14 protein-coding genes are annotated in these 17420 nt (G+C 47.9%); 7 read left to right on the plus strand and 7 right to left on the minus strand.

Going from position 1 to position 17420, the window contains the following annotated elements; all coding sequences use genetic code 11:
- Positions 1 to 64: 64 nt before the first annotated feature.
- On the minus strand, positions 65 to 502 hold the full coding sequence (locus KFF03_RS14815) for a GFA family protein (protein ID WP_255857688.1): 438 nt from the start codon (positions 500 to 502) through the stop codon (positions 65 to 67).
- A gap of 151 nt (positions 503 to 653) precedes the next feature.
- A complete protein-coding gene (locus KFF03_RS14820) occupies positions 654 to 3593 on the minus strand; it encodes a phosphatidylinositol-specific phospholipase C domain-containing protein (protein ID WP_255857689.1) in 2940 nt (979 codons plus the stop codon).
- A 261-nt stretch (positions 3594 to 3854) separates the two neighbouring features.
- On the opposite strand from KFF03_RS14820, the gene KFF03_RS14825 reads away from it, so the two are divergent.
- The 3 genes from KFF03_RS14825 (at position 3855) to lipA (ending at position 8120) form a co-directional block, all read left to right on the plus strand.
- Positions 3855 to 4976 carry an AraC family transcriptional regulator gene (locus KFF03_RS14825; RefSeq protein ID WP_255857690.1) on the plus strand — a complete coding sequence of 374 codons (1122 nt, stop codon included), beginning with the start codon at positions 3855 to 3857 and terminating at the stop codon, positions 4974 to 4976.
- Positions 4977 to 5065: 89 nt separating this feature from the next.
- Positions 5066 to 6880, plus strand: coding sequence for an alkaline phosphatase family protein (locus KFF03_RS14830; protein ID WP_255857691.1), 1815 nt, complete (start codon positions 5066 to 5068; stop codon positions 6878 to 6880).
- Between the two features lie 151 nt (positions 6881 to 7031).
- Positions 7032 to 8120 (plus strand): lipoyl synthase, encoded by a 1089-nt coding sequence (gene lipA / locus KFF03_RS14835; RefSeq protein ID WP_255857692.1) that lies wholly within the window; start codon positions 7032 to 7034, stop codon positions 8118 to 8120.
- Positions 8121 to 8144: 24 nt separating this feature from the next.
- Here the strand turns inward: lipA and lipB are convergent, their stop codons facing one another.
- The 3 genes from lipB to KFF03_RS14850 form a co-directional block, all read right to left on the minus strand.
- On the minus strand, positions 8145 to 8798 hold the full coding sequence (gene lipB / locus KFF03_RS14840; protein WP_255857693.1) for a lipoyl(octanoyl) transferase LipB: 654 nt from the start codon (positions 8796 to 8798) through the stop codon (positions 8145 to 8147).
- Positions 8798 to 9070 (minus strand): YbeD family protein, encoded by a 273-nt coding sequence (locus KFF03_RS14845; RefSeq protein ID WP_255857694.1) that lies wholly within the window; start codon positions 9068 to 9070, stop codon positions 8798 to 8800. Before KFF03_RS14845 ends, lipB begins: the two co-directional genes overlap by 1 nt.
- 287 nt (positions 9071 to 9357) lie before the next feature.
- On the minus strand, positions 9358 to 10506 hold the full coding sequence (locus KFF03_RS14850; RefSeq protein WP_255857695.1) for a D-alanyl-D-alanine carboxypeptidase family protein: 1149 nt from the start codon (positions 10504 to 10506) through the stop codon (positions 9358 to 9360).
- Positions 10507 to 10641: 135 nt separating this feature from the next.
- On the opposite strand from KFF03_RS14850, the gene KFF03_RS14855 reads away from it, so the two are divergent.
- Positions 10642 to 12261 carry an alkaline phosphatase gene (locus tag KFF03_RS14855; RefSeq protein WP_255857696.1) on the plus strand — a complete coding sequence of 540 codons (1620 nt, stop codon included), beginning with the start codon at positions 10642 to 10644 and terminating at the stop codon, positions 12259 to 12261.
- A 4-nt stretch (positions 12262 to 12265) separates the two neighbouring features.
- Positions 12266 to 13810 (plus strand): alkaline phosphatase, encoded by a 1545-nt coding sequence (locus tag KFF03_RS14860; protein WP_255857697.1) that lies wholly within the window; start codon positions 12266 to 12268, stop codon positions 13808 to 13810.
- 65 nt (positions 13811 to 13875) lie between these two features.
- On the opposite strand, the gene KFF03_RS14865 is transcribed toward KFF03_RS14860, so the two are convergent.
- A complete protein-coding gene (locus KFF03_RS14865; RefSeq protein ID WP_255857698.1) occupies positions 13876 to 14940 on the minus strand; it encodes a DUF1682 domain-containing protein in 1065 nt (354 codons plus the stop codon).
- Between the two features lie 131 nt (positions 14941 to 15071).
- Between KFF03_RS14865 and KFF03_RS14870 the strand changes: the two genes are divergently transcribed.
- Positions 15072 to 15347, plus strand: coding sequence for a hypothetical protein (locus tag KFF03_RS14870; protein WP_255857699.1), 276 nt, complete (start codon positions 15072 to 15074; stop codon positions 15345 to 15347).
- Between the two features lie 245 nt (positions 15348 to 15592).
- Entirely contained in the window at positions 15593 to 16183 is a 591-nt protein-coding gene (locus KFF03_RS14875; RefSeq protein WP_255857700.1) for an acyloxyacyl hydrolase, read from the plus strand.
- Positions 16184 to 16187: 4 nt separating this feature from the next.
- On the opposite strand, the gene KFF03_RS14880 is transcribed toward KFF03_RS14875, so the two are convergent.
- A complete protein-coding gene (locus KFF03_RS14880; RefSeq protein ID WP_255857701.1) occupies positions 16188 to 17417 on the minus strand; it encodes a capsule biosynthesis protein in 1230 nt (409 codons plus the stop codon).
- Positions 17418 to 17420 lie beyond the last annotated feature (3 nt).

Consider the following 17420-nt stretch of genomic DNA (forward strand, 5'->3'; position numbering starts at 1 on the left):
AATTTCCACAATAGCTCACAATAAGATATTGGCATTTTTTAACCAATATCAAAGCCCACATAGCTTAGCTAAATAGGCCTTTAATAATCAGGCTAGTCACAAGTAGCTGACTTTTAAAATAACCATCAGTACAAGGTAATTCTTTATCTTTATTGCAACAGAATATTCTGGCCTGAGACATTGGCAACTGTTCAGCAGAAACAAAGTTACGCACAGGTAAAAACGATAATAGTCCAAACAGAGTTGCAACTACCGGATCACCACACGTTTTACAGGTTCCCCGCTGCAAAGCAAAAAGATGTTTATGCTTTTTAAATTCAATCGCTGATTCAGATAAAACCTGCACATTTTTCGAAGTTACAACAGCAACATCGGCACAATTCGACTGGTAAATTTTCTGGCAAATTGAGCAATGGCAATAAAAGCGTGCAATCGGTTTCTGGCCAACATCAACGCGGCACTGGCCACATGAGCAACTGGAGTTGAGTTTTACATTAACCATCGCTTTCACCCTTACTAAAAAATACGTTCATTGCTGATTATACGCTCTTGCTACTGTGTCACATGCTTAGTGGTATCGATATCGTCATAGTGTATCAAAAACACAAAAGGCACCCGAAGGTGCCTTTCCAGAGGTCGAACCTAGCCGGATACTATCGACTTCCCCAACTGAAGCTCTGATTAGCATTGCCAGTAGGATACCACAACAACAGATTTGCTCCGTTACTGGTATCTGAGTGAGATAGATCCAGAGCAAGGCCATGGTTTTTACGTGGACGAATCGTATCGCCAACAAAATCCCACTTCAGGTTAATATGGTCAACACATGGATGCATCACCACATTCGTACCAGCAGAATTTCCATTCGTGCTGTCTAAGCACATGTTGCGATTGTGTTTACTCCGAATAAAACCTGTCGACTCTTCATAGCCCCATTTTTGCCATGCAGCTGGATTCCAGCAATCCCAGACATAAGCATTTGCATGAATCTCGTTATTGGCCAATTTATCCGCCGGTACGTCCATGCATTTACCCATTACCTTAAGTTCGCGGAAATCAGTAAACTGAATTTTGCTCATGTTCAGTGTTTGATATTGCTTAAAGTCTCCCGCATGACTATGGCTACCTGTAGCATTAAAAGTACCCGTCGCAACAGCATTGTCGTTACTGTAAGAATAAGCCTGATAGATACCGACATCCGCATCGGCACCAGAGCCAGAATCATCCCATACTTCAAAACTGCCGCCCAGGGTCAACAGGCCACGCCATACACAGCGCATATCATTCGAGTCTGGTTTTGCGCCACTCGTCGCCAAAAATCCTAAACACTGATAGCCTGCTGGTGCGACTGGTTTCCACAAAGAAACATCCTGATCAGCACCCGACCCTGCATCCCGCCATACTCGAGAATATCCGGCAGGTTTTGCTAAAGCGCCACTGCCATCATCTTTTGCAACCAGTACAGATGGATTACTTGGCTTGTTATGACTGCCAACAGCGTAATCGCCCAAACGATAAAATCCATCAACACCATTCGGACGCCAGATAGACACATCATCATCCGCACCGGAACCCGCATCAGTCCATATGCGGTCAAAACCTAAAGCATGTTCAACCTGTAGACGATAATCTTCCGGTATATCGATACCTCCACTCAGAGAAGCCAGGTTGCTTTCTTCAAACTGAATATCTGCCCAGATCGGTACATGGTCTGACAAAACACTGCTGTCACGGCATTCTGAACCACACAGATCTGCAGTTAAAACTTTACCGCCTTTAACGAAGATAAAGTCCAGTAGTAACGTCCAGTCGTTATCAACCAAACCCGCTTCTGAAGTAATACGCTTGTGAGTCGCAAGATCATCATGGGCATCGGTGTAGTTATCGTCAAAGATCGGATTCAGAGAAATATCATGCAACCCCAGAGGATCCGCAAAAATATGGCCAACAGCGTTTAAGTCACCACCGAGAATACGTGTAAACGGTTTGCTCTTGGCGTGATAAACCATTTCCGCATGCTGGCCTTTGCGAGCATTGTCACCGGGAATGCCGAATGGCGATGCCGAATGCGTTGAATACACATGAACAATATCATCACCCACTTTCAGGTCTGCAACCACAAAAGAACGGCCGGTATCCGTTTCGCCGGTACCCGGGAAGCTGGAGTGCTGAGCCTTGAAACGTACCTTGGAAACATTACCCATTGGGTAGCGGGAAACGATGGCGTTGCCCGTCTGGCAGCTGGCACTATCACCATCTTCGTTGGCATTCACATAGTATGCATTAAATGCTTTGGCATATTCACGAGCGGTATTGCGGCCTGAGCCACAACCATCACCACGAACCGTTTCACTTAATAAAATAACGTCCGGCCCTTGCTCACCAAATTGCTCTTTCAGGTAATTCACCTGATTTTGAATGCGCTCCGCTGAAGGACGCAGCACGTTGTAGCTCACAACAGATAAAGAACTTTTAGGAGCAGGCTCGTCAATCGCAAACTGATCACCTTCAACCAGACATTTGCCGCTGGCGCAGAGATTTACACTCTCGTCCGTCGCCTGCCCCCAGGAAAATTCGTCAAAGTGATAATCAGACAAATCATTCAGGTTGATGATGTTATTGATCAGACGTTCGCCCGGGAAGTCCGTCATTACCATACCGGTGAAACCACCCTGCTCAATATAATCGGCGGTTAACGTATTGGTACCTTCAAATGAAATGGTACAAATGCCGATAAAACAGGTTGTACGAGGAAAGTCTGGATAAGAGTTTTTCCAGCCGGGGGTCGTTAAGCCCGTCGCCAAACGCGGAGCTGATGTACCCGGACTTGAGTGACCACTCACAACAAAATAAGGGAAAGAGCCATTCGCACCACTCAAATAGTTCATATAAATGGTATCGCGATCACCGTTCGTTGCCTTATTAATATGGTTTTTTACCGAGGTCCATTTATCGTAAAGATCCCAATTAGTTGTCAGCGAGAAATCATCCTGAATATCCAGGCTGCTGTATGGGATACCATAATCTGCACCGCCAAATTCCTGCATAATCACGAACTTGCCACGAATTTCGTCCAGCGTTGGATTGTCGCTATGGCCCGTATAATGACGCTCTCCCTGATTCAGCAAATACTCATCCAGCGTATCGTTATAGCTGCGGCTATTGCCAGAGCCATCGGTTCGCTTCAGGCGGAATAAAACTGTTTCACTCGGGTTGGCGGCTAAGAAATCGTTAATATCGCGCAACACATCGTCGAAGTAGGTATCCTGATCAATAATGCCATGGTGCATACGGTAACGATTATTGACATGGCGAACACGCATATCAAATACACGCAATCCAGAATTCAACTGCTGCATCAGTGTCATGGTCTGGTTCTGCCAAATGTCACCAGATTTAATCGACATGGTGTCATGAGTACCCGGCAGCGATAATTCACTGACCCGTTTTTCACCCGGAACCCGAGCCATCCACTGTGGCTGATTACCAACCGCTTTGTAGTCATGACTATAGGCTTCATCGTTATGAGCGTATGCCGCAGGGATCGATGAGAGCACCCCTGCAACAGCGGCTGCGATGATTGTTTTTTTCATGTCGCGTCCTCGTGAAAGAAGTCGTTATTTTTATTAGATAAAGCACTAATGCCGGCAACACATTAACCATTCAGACCACGACATTTGGCGCCTTGGTGTGATCAAGGATGCACATTGTGCTTCGTTGTTAATTCCCGACGTACCTGTGCAAAAAACGGATTCAACCACTCCTTTCTTCTGAGGTAACCAGCATATCAGGCCAAAAACAGACAAATTGGATCAGACCAGACAAGCGGCCCATTTCGAAACAAACGTACCAGGTTGATTTTATGTATTTATCGTGCAAAGGAATTGATAATTAGTGCATGCAATTGCATTATCAAAACAGTCAGCAGTATTGAAATCAGTGTTCCCTTCATGAAGCAAGATCAAACGGCCACCCTGCGTTATGTTCACGTTATCCTTCAACACCTAAAGCGTAATGGGTTTAAACGATCCGACTTTTTAAAAAGCCTGGGAATCCCTATTGATTTCATGAAGGGGGAAACCATGCGCTTACCCGTGAGCACGATTGAGTATATCTGGCTGAAAGCACGTGACTTAACCAACAGCAATGCTCTTGGTATTGAGTGCGCAGAACCTATCGTGCTGAGTGACTATGGCGTCATGGCTCCCTATTGGATGAGCTGTTCTGATTTGTGGGAAGCCTTCGGTGGCAGTCGTCGTTATGAAAAGCTGATGCACACGGGTATGCAAGGTCAGCTGGAAACAATTTCAAACGATACAGTGCGTTATACCTCAAAAATTCAGGCAACCGATCCATGGGTCTGCAGTGCTTTCACCGAGTTTGATTTTTTATCGATTCTGCGTATTGGCCAACAGCTGGTATCCTCTGAGAACCAATCACAGGTTCGATTGAAAAAGGTCATTTTTTCCCACTCTGCCAATGCTGATCACAGCTATTACGAGCAGCTATTTAATTGTCCTGTTGTTTTCAACAGCAACAAAAATGAAATCCATATCGATAAACATGTAATCAACCTTCCGGTTCACTCTCCCGATCCGATTATCAAAGAGGTGATAAGAAATACGGTTAACGAGTTGATTCATAAAACGATTGACGAGTCCGTTTCGTCTCAGGTAGAGAAACAACTGCATTTTGCATTAGCTCAAAACACCCCGGTTAAACTCCCGGATATTGCTGCCAACATGAGCATCAGCCCATCAACGTTAAAACGGAAAATACAAGAAGAAGGAACAACATTCAGTGACATTGATAAAAAAGTAAAATTATCTGAGGCCAAAAAGATGATTTACGAAAATCACTTATCCATTGAACAAATTGCTTCTTTACTGCAATACAAAGACAGCACGTCCTTTCATCGTGCCTTTAAATCATGGACAGGTGATACCCCCAACGAATTCCGAAAGAAGAAAAAATAGCCGACTGAACCGACCTGTCATATCCGCTTCATTGTTTTACTTTTACACTCCCAATCTGGACTAATCCAGAATTCATCAGGAAAAGTAAAATGAAAAATACATTCCGCCTTTGTGTTTGTCTCACAGCACTACTGATTCCACTAAGCGGCTATACTGCCTCAAAACCTCCCGCACCCGGCACAGGTGACTCCGTCACGCCACCGGTCGATAAAAGCGGAGATAAAAAAGTTCTGTTAATTGGTTTGGATGGCGTGCAGCTGGAACAAATGCAACAAATTGCCACCCCCAATATGGATCGTCTGATCGTTCGCAAAGCGTATACCGGCGGCATAACAGGTACTCCGAGCGAGCAAGGCACATCCAGCGGTCCTGGCTGGTCAACCATCCTCACCGGTGTATGGGCCAATAAACACGGTGTTACATCCAATGGCTCCGGCTTAGCAAACCCACAATTTCCTAGTATTTTCAAACGTTTACGCAATGAATTACCCAGCGCAAAAATAGCCAGCGTTGTGAACTGGTCACAACCGAATACGCGCTACTTTCCGAATGATGTTGCCACTAACGATGTGACATTAAGTGGCCTGAGTGATGCTGCTGTTACGACTAAAGGTGTTGAGCTGATTCAGTCTGGCTATGACTTTATTTTTCTGCATATTGATGACCCGGATGGCGCAGGCCATGGCCATGGTTTTGGCAGCCAGTACAGTGAATCTGTCCGCACAGCCGATAATCAGGTTGGGCAACTGTTAGATGCCGTTGATCAAAGTCCACATGACTGGCTGGTACTGGTTACCACAGACCATGGCCGCCAACCGGTTAGCGGGCGCAATCATGGAGATCAGACCAAAGAAGAAAAAACGATTTTTATTGCCTCAAATAAAACACTGAACAGTGAATTTAATACCGTACCGAGCGGCCTTAATAACCAGGATTTTTCCAATCTTTATGCACATCCTGCACAAACCAGCCTGGTTCCTACCGCGCTGCGATATTTGGGTATCAGCATTGATCAAAACTGGCTGCTGGATGGCACCCCACTGCTCGGCGAAGCTGGTGTTCGCAAGTTATTACCAGCACAGGGTAACGATTTCGATATCACCTGGCTGGCTGAAGAGAATGGCAACATTGATATTTACCGCAACCAGGAGTTTGTTACTCAGGTCGCAGCAACTGAGTCCGGCTGGAGTGATGATGCAGAGCTGCAGGGCCTGACGGATTACAGCCTGGTGAAAAATAATACCCCGGCAGCAATTCGCCTGAATAAATCCAATATCACGGCCGCCGTTAGCTGGGACAGTACACGCGCTTATTTCTTCCGTGATGACAGTCGTTATATTCGTTACGCCAAAGTGCTGGATAAAGCAGATGGCGGCTTTCCTAAAACAACAAATAATGATTCCTGGCCGGGATTTGGCAATCAGGGAGCAGGTGTGATTGCGGCCTTTGAAAAACAGCTGGGCAGCAGTTATTACTTCTTCACCAATGGCCAGTATGTTCGTTACAACAACACACTGGATCGTGCTGACAGCGGCTATCCAAAAGCAATAAACAATAATACATGGCCTGGCCTGGGCGATTATGCCAACAAAATAACCGCTGCCTTACGTGGCAATGGTGACAAAGTCTACTTCTTCCTGAGTGACGGTCAGTATCTGCGTTTTGATCTGAACAATGATCAGGTTGACGCAGGCTATCCTGCACCGGTTAACAACAACACCTGGCCAGGCCTGGGCGACCATGCCAAAGACATTCAGGCAGCGATTAAATGGAATAATGATCGTGCATATATCTTCCTGACGGGTCAGCGTTATATTCGTTATGATCTGGATGCTGATCGTGCAGACGCGGGTTATCCGGCCAAGGTGAATAACACCAGCTGGGAAGGTGTTCTCACTCCCTGACTGGTATTTCCACCATAGAAGTTAAGCGGCCTTTTTTCTTCAAGTGGCTCAACAATACGTCCTTTTGCTAAGTCGATTGTTGTGCCACTTATGCTATGATTTTACTTTGCAGTTCGTTTATTTGGGCAACCTGCCCAGCCAGAGGAATTTCATGGGTCACGAGTCCGGTTCAGGCCAATCTATCTCTCAAACCACGCACAGTGGTGCTTCCAAAGCCACCCGCAGTGGCGAAAAATTTGTCAGCGAACATGGCTTTAATGCCATTAAAGACGGGATTAAGTCGACGTCTGGCAATGCAGAAAAAGCCCCGATTGGCCGCAAACCTAAGTGGTTGCGCGCTCAGATTCCCGGAGGCCAGCGTTTTGAGGCCGTTAAAGCCAACGTACGCAGCAATAAACTCAGCACCGTTTGTGAAGAATCTCACTGCCCGAATATGGGCGAATGCTGGGCCAATGGTACAGCAACCATCATGGTAATGGGTTCAGTTTGTACTCGCGCCTGCCGCTTTTGTGCCGTGGATACTGGCAACCCAAAAGGCTGGCTGGACAAAGACGAACCTGCCAACACCGCCGAATCGGTTGAGCTGATGGGTTTACGTTACATCGTCTTAACATCCGTTGATCGTGACGATCTGGATGATGGTGGAGCAGCGCATTACGCCGCCTGTGTCAGCTCAATTAAACAACGTACACCGGAAGTTAAAGTCGAAGCGCTGACACCCGACTTTAACGGCGTAGAAGAACACGTCGCTTTGGTGGTCGATTCCGGGCTGGACGTGTTTGCGCAAAACGTCGAAACGGTAGAACGACTGACTCACGAAGTACGCGATCCACGCGCGGGCTACCAGCAAACGCTGGACGTATTAGCCTTTGCCAAGCGTCACAACCCAAACGTACTGGTGAAAACCAGCCTTATGGTCGGTATTGGGGAAACCGATGATGAAATCTACCAAACCATGGATGATTTGCGCGCCATCGGTGTAGATATCCTGACGCTGGGCCAATATTTACGCCCAACCAAAAACCACCTGCCAGTGGATCGTTATGTCACACCGGAGCAGTTTAATCACTTCCGTGATGTGGGCTTAGAAAAAGGCTTTATGGAAGTGGCATCCGGGCCGATGGTGCGTTCCAGCTACCGTGCTGATCAGGTATTTGAGAAGAATAATCTGGGCATTGAGCTGCCTTCAGTACCGGGCGCGCCTGCTGCCGAGGCGCTGATCCCGATTAAAGCGGTTTAATCACCGCTCTGCTGTACCGGCTTTTCAACTAGCTGAAGGCTCTTTAATCAGCTGACTGCTGTCGTAACCAAAGATAGTCACGAGCTGTGTCTGCAGCTCTGCCATCACGGCATCAAACGCTGGTTCGTCAGTCACTTCATCAACCACCCGGGTCATCTGCATATCCGAATAACCACACGGGTTAATACGGCGGAATGGCTCTAAATCCATATCAATATTTAACGCCAGGCCATGAAACGAACGCCCCTGCTTGATTCTCAGGCCTAATGAGGCAATTTTACGGCCATTCGTGTAAACACCCGGCGCATCCTCGCGTGCAGCCGAGTCAATACCAAAGGTTTTTAATGTCGCCACCAGCGCGTCTTCGATATTGGACACCAGTTGGCGTGGCCCAAACCCTTTGCGCTTGATATCAATCAACAGATAAACCATCAATTGGCCCGGGCCATGATAGGTCACCTGACCGCCCCGGTTACTCTGAATCACCGGAATATCCCCCGGCATCAGAACATGCTCTGCCTTGCCCGCCTGCCCCTGGGTAAAAACCCGCTCATGCTGTAAAAACCACAACTCATCTTCTGTGTTCTGATCACGCCCGGCGGTAAAATCGACCATGCGTTGATACATGGGTTGATAGTCTTGCAAGCCGGAAAAATGGCGGACAACAACAGAATTCATCAGATCACCATATGAACGTAATCATGGGCACTGAGGTCGGTGTGAATCTTCTGCAACTGATCAATACCCGTCGCGGTAATGTAAACCGTCACTGCACGGAAACGACCATTTTTGCTGTCGCGGGCAGAAACCCGGGTAAAATCACAGCCGGGAGCGTGAACTTCGATGATGTCGAAAATCACACGGTCGTAATCCTCCTCACCTTTACCAACCACTTTGATTGGATAGTTCGGACAAGGAAATTCAATTTTAGGAGCTTCTGGCTGACTCACAACACGCCTCTCTTGATTTGCCAGTGTTATCCAACCGGATGAATACACATGTAACCTGGTTGAGTATCTGGCTTATATGGTTTTAGCTTAGATGAATTTCAAGCGCTATTAGACGTTGATCCTGAATATTGTTTCATAGCAGCGACAGGATGTCGCGCAAGCGCGGTAGGGCCATGGATGGCCCTTCGGCGCGGCAGATGAAATAATATTCAGGGTCAATAGTCTGTTCATTCAGATAAAAAAATGGCTGCCTAAACGCAGCCATTGTTAGGATTTAAAGACTGCTATCAGGCAAATAGTTTGGCAAAGAACAGCTTAATTTTGCCAATCAGCTTGCCAAAGAAACCGGCCTCTTCAACCGCTTCCAGTGCCACCAGCGGCAACTCAGACTGAACTTCATCACCCATGCTGATGGTAATCGTACCCACCGCCTGGCCTTGTTTGATGGGCGCTTCGATAAATTCATCCGTCAGGATATCAACCTGCAACTCACCTTTAGCGCCGCGTGGCAACGTCAGGAACAATTCGTCCGCAACACCCAGCTTCACTTCTTCCTGTTCACCCAACCACACTTTCTGAGACTGTAGCTGTTCTGCAGCACTGTATAATTTATGGGTTTCAAAATAACGGAAGCCATAGGCTAATAACTTCTGGGTTTCACGCGCACGGGCTTCTTCGCTACGAGTGCCCATTACTACCGCAATAAAGCGTGTGCCATCTTTTAACGCCGATGCGGCTAAACAATAGCCGGCTTCATCGGTATGACCGGTTTTCAGACCATCGACACTCGGGTCACGCCACAACAGCTTGTTACGGTTAGGCTGGCGAATGTTGTTGTACTCAAAATATTTTTCAGCGTACAGCGGGTAATAGGTGGGGTGGTCTTTAATGATGCGTAATGACAGCGTTGCCATATCCCGTGCAGAGGAGAAGTGACCCTCTGCTGGCCACCCCGTGGCATTTTTAAACTGAGTATTCACCATGCCAAAACGTTCGGCATATTGGTTCATCCAACCCGCATACGCTTCTTCTGAGCCGGAGAAATATTCAGCGACGGCCACAGAAGCATCATTACCTGATTGAATAATAATGCCGCGTAATAAATCGATCAGCGGTACCTGAGTGCCTTCACGTACAAACATCCGCGAGCCTTTTTTACGCCAGGCTTTAACACTGATAGGCACCAGTACATCTTCAGCCACATTGCCCAGCTCCAGCTCGTGAGCGGCGACATAGCTGGTCATCATCTTGGTTAAACTGGCCGGAGGTAACTTCTGATCGGCATTTTTTTCGACCAGAATTTTGCCACTATCGGCATCCATCAATACGTAAGCCGTGGCATCCAATTGAGGAGCGGAAGGAACAATCACGGCAGCATGCGTAACCGACGCAAATGCCAGGGATAAACACAGGGAAATTTTGCTGAACAAAGACATAAGATTTTTGGGATAAATAATGAATATTAAAACGGTTAAAACGATGCGCGGCATTGTAACACGCTCAACATCTTTTGCAGTCAGCATCATGGCGGATATAGACTCGCACTCAATTGTGTTTACAGGACTTTGCATATGAATGCCTTACACGGCACATTTCTGAGTACATTATTGCTATCAGCCATGACCAATGCGGCTCAGCCAGACTTCGAACAAGGCCAGCAATGGCTGAAACAGCGACTTGAACAACGCCAGCAGCAAAACCAGCAGCAAGCCCAAAAACAGAGCCCAGAAACGGCGCGCAATCTGATCCTGTTTCTGGGCGATGGCATGAGTGTGACCACGCTCACCGCCGCCCGTATTTTTGAAGGCCAGCAGCGTGGTGAACCGGGCGAAGAAAATCAGCTGTATTTTGAAAATTTTCCCTATTCTGCGCTGGTAAAAACCTACAACACCAATCAACAAACCGCCGACTCTGCCGGTACTATGAGTGCCATCACCACCGGAGTGAAAACCCGGGCAGGCGTGATTGCCATCGGGCCAGAACAGGATCGGGCTATATGTGCGGGCTCCCAGCAATACCATCAGCAAACCCTGCTACAGTGGGCCAGCCAGCAAGGCTATGCCACCGGCATTGTCACCAGCGCGCGTATTACCCACGCAACCCCGGCTGCCGCGTATGCTCATTCCCCCGAACGAGACTGGGAAGCCGATAGCGATTTAACGGCTGAGGCACAACAACATGGCTGTAAAGACATCGCCTGGCAGCTGATCAACAAGGCTTACGATAAAGACGGAGGCCTGGATATCATGCTGGGCGGTGGCAAAACTAATTTCACCCAAGCCAGCTGGTACACCCGGTTATTCACCCAATATTTGTCGGTGCCGTTTTATGTCTTGCCTGACTTTCTGAAATCCGGTGGTAAACGTTACGACGCCGATCTGATTCAACAATGGCAACAACAATTTCCCAATGGCCACTATCTGGAAAACCACCAACAGCTGACACAATTTTCACAGTCAGCTCAGCAAGCTGGCCCGGTGCTTGGTTTATTTGCCAACAGTCACCTTCCTTATCAATATGATTCCCAGAAGTCCGGCAACGAATCTCAGTACCCGCCGTTACAGCAGATGACACAAGCTGCACAAACCTATCTGCAACGACGAGTTAAGCAAGATAACCTGAAAGGCTACCTCTTAATCGTTGAAGGGGCGCGGATTGATCATGCACACCACCTGGGCAACGCATATCGCGCGCTGGACGAAACCGTGGCTATGGCTGAGTCGGTTAAAATCGCCGACCAATTAAGTGGCAACCAAACTCTGATTATTGTCACTGCCGACCACAGCCACACCTTATCCATGGCCGGTTACCCTCAACGCGGTAATGCCATTCTGGGTTTTGTCGACAATAACGGCCAAACACTGGCATTGGATAACCACCCTTACACCACACTCGGTTATGCCAATGGTTTTGGTGCTCACCCTATGCATGAAGACGATCACACCCAGCGCAAGCCTGGGCGGGTGTTGTGGAAGGATGCTAAAGAGGTTCCGGCCAACCCGGAAGACGCTGACTTTTACCAGGCCGCACTGGCTGGTAGTTATTACGAAACCCACGGTTCCGACGACGTTGCATTACACGCCAAAGGGCCAGGTGCGCAGTACTTTCATGGCCTGATCGACCAGCATGAAATTTACCACCGCATTCGTCGTGCCTTACACCCGGCCTTCAGCAAGCAGCAGGAGCACTAAAAATATGAGGAACTTTAAAAACAAGTCGTCTGTTGTATTGTTGCTGGCACTTACCACGTTAACGGCATGCCACTCTGAAACGGAAAAGCCACTGACTCAGACACCGGCAGTCAAAGACACCACCACATCGGCACAGTGGTTTAAGCAAGGCAAGCAACGCGCCCAAAATGCAGCGCCCGCAGCCAATACCCAAGCCGCCAAAAACCTGATTCTGATTGTCGGTGATGGCATGGGCATTACTACACATACTGCTGCACGGATTTATGCCGGACAACAACAAGAGTTATTGGGCGAAGAATACACATTAAGCTTTGAAACTCTGCCCTATTCGGCGTTGATCAAAACCTACAATACCGATCAGCAAACGCCGGATTCCGCGGGCACCATGAGCGCACTGATTACTGGTGAAAAAACGCGCGCCGGAGTGCTCTCAGTGAATCACACAGCCAAGCGTGGCGATTGCCAATCCAGCACGGATCAACACCTGAAAACCTTGTTTGACTTGGCTGAAAGTCAGAATAAAGCAACCGGCATTGTCACTACCGCCCGTGTGACACACGCAACACCGGCGGCTTTGTACGCACATTCTCCAGAACGTGGCTGGGAAAGTGATAACAAATTGAGCGCCGAAGCCAAACAAAACGGCTGCCTCGATATTGCCCAGCAACTGATCAACCATCAGCAAGGCGAACAGCGACTCGAGGTAATTTTCGGCGGAGGTCAACGTCACTTTTTGCCTGCCAGCGAACCATCCGGAAAACGCACAGACCAACAAAACCTAACGACTCAATGGCAATCCCTACCGGATCATTATCTGATATCCAGCAAGCAACAATTGCGGGATGCCGATCTCACACACGGGCACTGGCTGGGCCTGTTTGCTAACTCACATCTGCCTTATGTGGATCAACGTGATGAACAAACGCCCGGATTACTGGATATGACACAGGCCGCCCTGACACGCCTGCAGCAAAATCCTGACGGCTATGTGTTAATGATTGAGTCAGGACGAATCGACCACGGCCACCATGCAGGCAGCGGCTATCAGGCATTACGTGAAACACAAGAGCTGGATCAGACCGTTGCCTGGCTGCTGAAGCAAATCGATCTGGATAATACGTTGCTGATTGTCACCGCCGACCATAGCCACACTCTTACGCTCGCAGGCTACCCAACTCGTGGCAACCCAATGCTGGGAGTGGTATTCAGTAATAATGATCAGGGCAGACCCGAGGAAAAACCGTATCGTTTACCTGATGGAGGCTATTATACCTCGATGAATTATCGTAATGGCCCAGGGGCTGTCGAATGGCAAGCGCTCCCTCAATCAGCCCCATCCAAGCGCCCTTCGGTTGATCCACAACAGGCGCTACAGCCGGGCTATTTACAGCAAGCCCTAGTGCCATTAGAAAGTGAAACCCATGGCGGAGAAGACGTCGCCTTGTATGCAGCAGGCCCGTCGGCGCATTTGTTTGGCGGCACCATGGAGCAACATTGGGTTTACCATGTGATGCGCCATGCTTTATTGGCAGAAGAATCTAAGCCATAAACAAAAAGGCCCTGTTGATGCTGATCAACAGGGCCTTTATTCACAACAGAACCAAGAGACTTATCTTAGCGCTCAACCTTGCGCACCAGCGAAACACCACGTGACGGGTGCAAGCTGACGGAAGGAGTGTCCTGTGATGCCAGGTAGCTATGACGCAGGCGGAATGACTTATCCAGGCGACGTAAACACAAAGTCAGACGCACGGTTAACCAGCGGTAATCGGCTTTATCGGCGGTATGAACTACCACAGAAGCATCATTATCCAGAATAGCCTGACACACTGGCTGCAGCTCGGCTGAAATTTTACGATCACGATTCGCTACCATATCGGCAGAAACCGGATAGCTGGCGATAGAAGCTGAATCTTCTTTGGCAGACTGCCATAACGTGGTTGCCGCGCCCAGTTCTGCCGCTGTTGCTTTTTTAGGCGCCGCTTTAGGAGTTGGAGCCGGTGCCGCTTTGGCAACGACCGCAGAACCAGCAGCAGCGGCTGCCGCTGCTGTCTTAGCTCGCTGTGCAGCTTCTTTCTCTGCTTTTGCAGCAGCAATACGACGCTGACGCTCGGCCTCTTCCTTGCGCTTCTTCTCAGCCTGCATGCGCTTCTTCTCAGCCAACGCTTCTTTTTTAGCCAGCTCTTGCTTACGCTTGCGCTCGGCTTCCAGGCGTGCTTTTTCTTTAGCCAGGTCCTCGGCTAACTTCTTCTGGCGGGCCAGCTCTTCTTTGCTCGGGCCAGCCGCTTTTTTAGGTGCCTTCGCTACTTTTTTGCCACTTTTGGCAGCAGCATCCACTTTTGCCTGTGCTTCTTCCAGGCCTGGAGTTAATGCCGCGACATACCAGACTTTATCCAGGTAGCCTTGCGCCTTACCAACCTGGCCAGCATCAATGGCTTTATTTGCCAGAGCAACATACGCCTCTCCCCACTCGTAAGTCAGCGGGACAACACGAAAATCAAAGGGAGCTTGCTCACGGAATGAAGTAATACGTTCAAGGGCATTGTTGCCCGCCGGGCTTGAAAGGCGCTGGTTCTGAATATCAGCGCGAATCGATGTCAAAAGTTCATCAAGGTTCTCTGTCGCAGCCTGACTTTGGAAGGCCATCAACAGGGCAGGTAAGATCAGAATACGTTTCATAGCATGTATCATAATATAGGCGGCTTCAGTTATTATCGTTTTTTGAGTTTTCCCCACGGCTAAGATGAAAACATTAGCCCTGATATGTCAAGTTTGATTGCTCATTTACTGCCATTTTTCGGAGAAATTTTATGTGGTTACGCTATGGCTCAATACTATTTGCTCTGCCAGGTTTGCTGTTGTTAGTGCTTTATGGCATCGAAATGTCAGCAGTTACCGACTGCCTGCAGCAAAACGGTTCGTATAACTTCGACAATCAATCCTGTTCAGATCAGCCGCAGCCACACTCCACTTTTTACGCACGCAATACCATATTGGTAAACCTGATGATGCTGCTCTCTCTTATTGGCGCATTAGCCATGACATGGGGCATGTTATTAAAAGGGATGACACGACCAGAGCATTAACAAACTGATGCAGAATCAGGGCGGCAGGCATCATGTAAACAAAGCGCCTCCGCCGTCAAAAAAACAGCAGCAACATGTCAATATAACGCCAACCACACCTCCTAGTTTTGTTCATTTTTAACACAGATTTCATCTTTGTAACCCAACGTACAGACTTTTGTTTAAATATGAACAATCGATAAGCAAACACTGATTGCTCACCTATTCTCACCTTGTATCGAGTTAACACGTTCACAGGTGAGATTATGAACGCAACCATTAAAGCTTTGACACTGAGCTCATTATTAGCCGTTTCTGCAAGCACTATTGCTTATGAAGAGTACCTGCCTCCTCTGCCGCTGAGTAAGTACCTCAGCAGCTTGTATCTGGATCATTCTGTAGGGTTAAGAACAGGTACTCCAACTGCACAGCAAAACGTAGAAATAGACACCAAAGAAGTGTATCTGCAGAAGCAGTTTCCCCGTTATAACTGGGGCCTGATGATTCCAGCGGTAGAAGTTGCTGTAGCACAGCTGAATGCGGGTAACGAAAACGGTTATAACTACAGCATAGGGCCTGCGCTCTCAATCCCAATCAGTGGTTTTGGTAGTAAGCTTCGTCTGACTGCTCATGGCAAAGTACACTGGCTGACTAAACATACTTTCAGCAATGAAACCGGCAACAACACCAAACGTTACGGCGGCCCCGTACAGTGGACTTATGCGTTTGGCGCTCGCTATCAGTTTCAGAAAAATACGTTCGCAGAATACAGCTGGCAACACATGTCAAACGGGGATCGTTATGAGACCAACCCAGCACTTGAGACCCACAACCTGGCGATTGGCGTGAACTTCTGACCAGTCAACCTGAGTTAACCGATACCGCCTTGCCTTCGATGACAGGAGGCAAGGCACCATTACGAGTCATCTCAGCGACAATATTCCCCACAGAAAAATCAATAGCCTTGTAGTAGCTACCATTCACCTGGCCATGATGAGATAAGAAATTTCTTAATCTCAGAAACAGAGCATAATCAATCTCAGCCGGCGCCCGCCAAAACTCATCCAACGACTGCTGACTACAAAGCCCGGCGATATCATAAAAAGCCTCACCGAGCACCTTCACCGATGCCTTATGGTAAAACGCAGACAACGCCGTTGTGCTGTTAATGGTTAACACCCCTTTAGCGTGATCCAATAACGTTGGTAAATGCTGGTCATGACAATATATAACGCGATTCTTTAAGTCGTACCGACGGGACATCTTACGAATAACATCAGCATACTGAGTATGGCCACGATCCATCGGGTGATGTTTAAACACCAGAATATCGTTTTGATCGGCATGAGTGGCAAAAGAAGACATCAGCGTGTCCATAAACGCTTCAATACTATCGTAGGGAGAGTGAAAGTGAATTTGAGCGTCGTTATAAACCTGAAGCGGCACCAGAAAATATCGACCACTATATTGCTTGACCAGTGTTTTCTGAACATTGAATTCAGTCAACTTGTACCAATAATAGCGCCGCGATGCACGCAGCCAGCTTCGTGCTTCAAACACCGGTGAAAAAGAGCGGTGGTGCGTATATTGCGGGAAATGCTTACGGCGAAAAAATGCAACGTTGTAGTACATTGAGCAATAACGAATCCGGTTGGATAAATGCCCGCCAATTCTCTCTTCTGGCTCAATATCCGTATTTTCCCAACTCGCGAGCCCATCTTTGGCAATATTCGAATATCCATTAACACCGTTTTTTTCAAAGGTTATATGGTTAGGGCGTATATAACCTTCTTCAAAGGCATAAAAGTTCACTCCCTGTTGTTCACAAACACCTTTAGCCAGACGATGGTACAACCGGCAATCGCCATACACTAATACCGATGAAATGGCATGCTCAGCAATAAACTGCGCAAGAAAGTCTGGCCATTGGTCTGAAGAACCTGAAAAACGATAGACATTCCTGCCTGAGCAATACCACTCATCACCGCCATTGAAGTTAATTTTATAAACATCTGTTCCTTGATGTTGCAGAGATGTCATCAATCGTTTGAAAAACGGCCCCATTGGGCCCTGGAGTAATAAGATAGCCACTAT

The sequence above is a fragment of the Bacterioplanoides sp. SCSIO 12839 genome, from assembly GCF_024397975.1.
Classification (GTDB): domain Bacteria; phylum Pseudomonadota; class Gammaproteobacteria; order Pseudomonadales; family Oceanobacteraceae; genus Bacterioplanoides.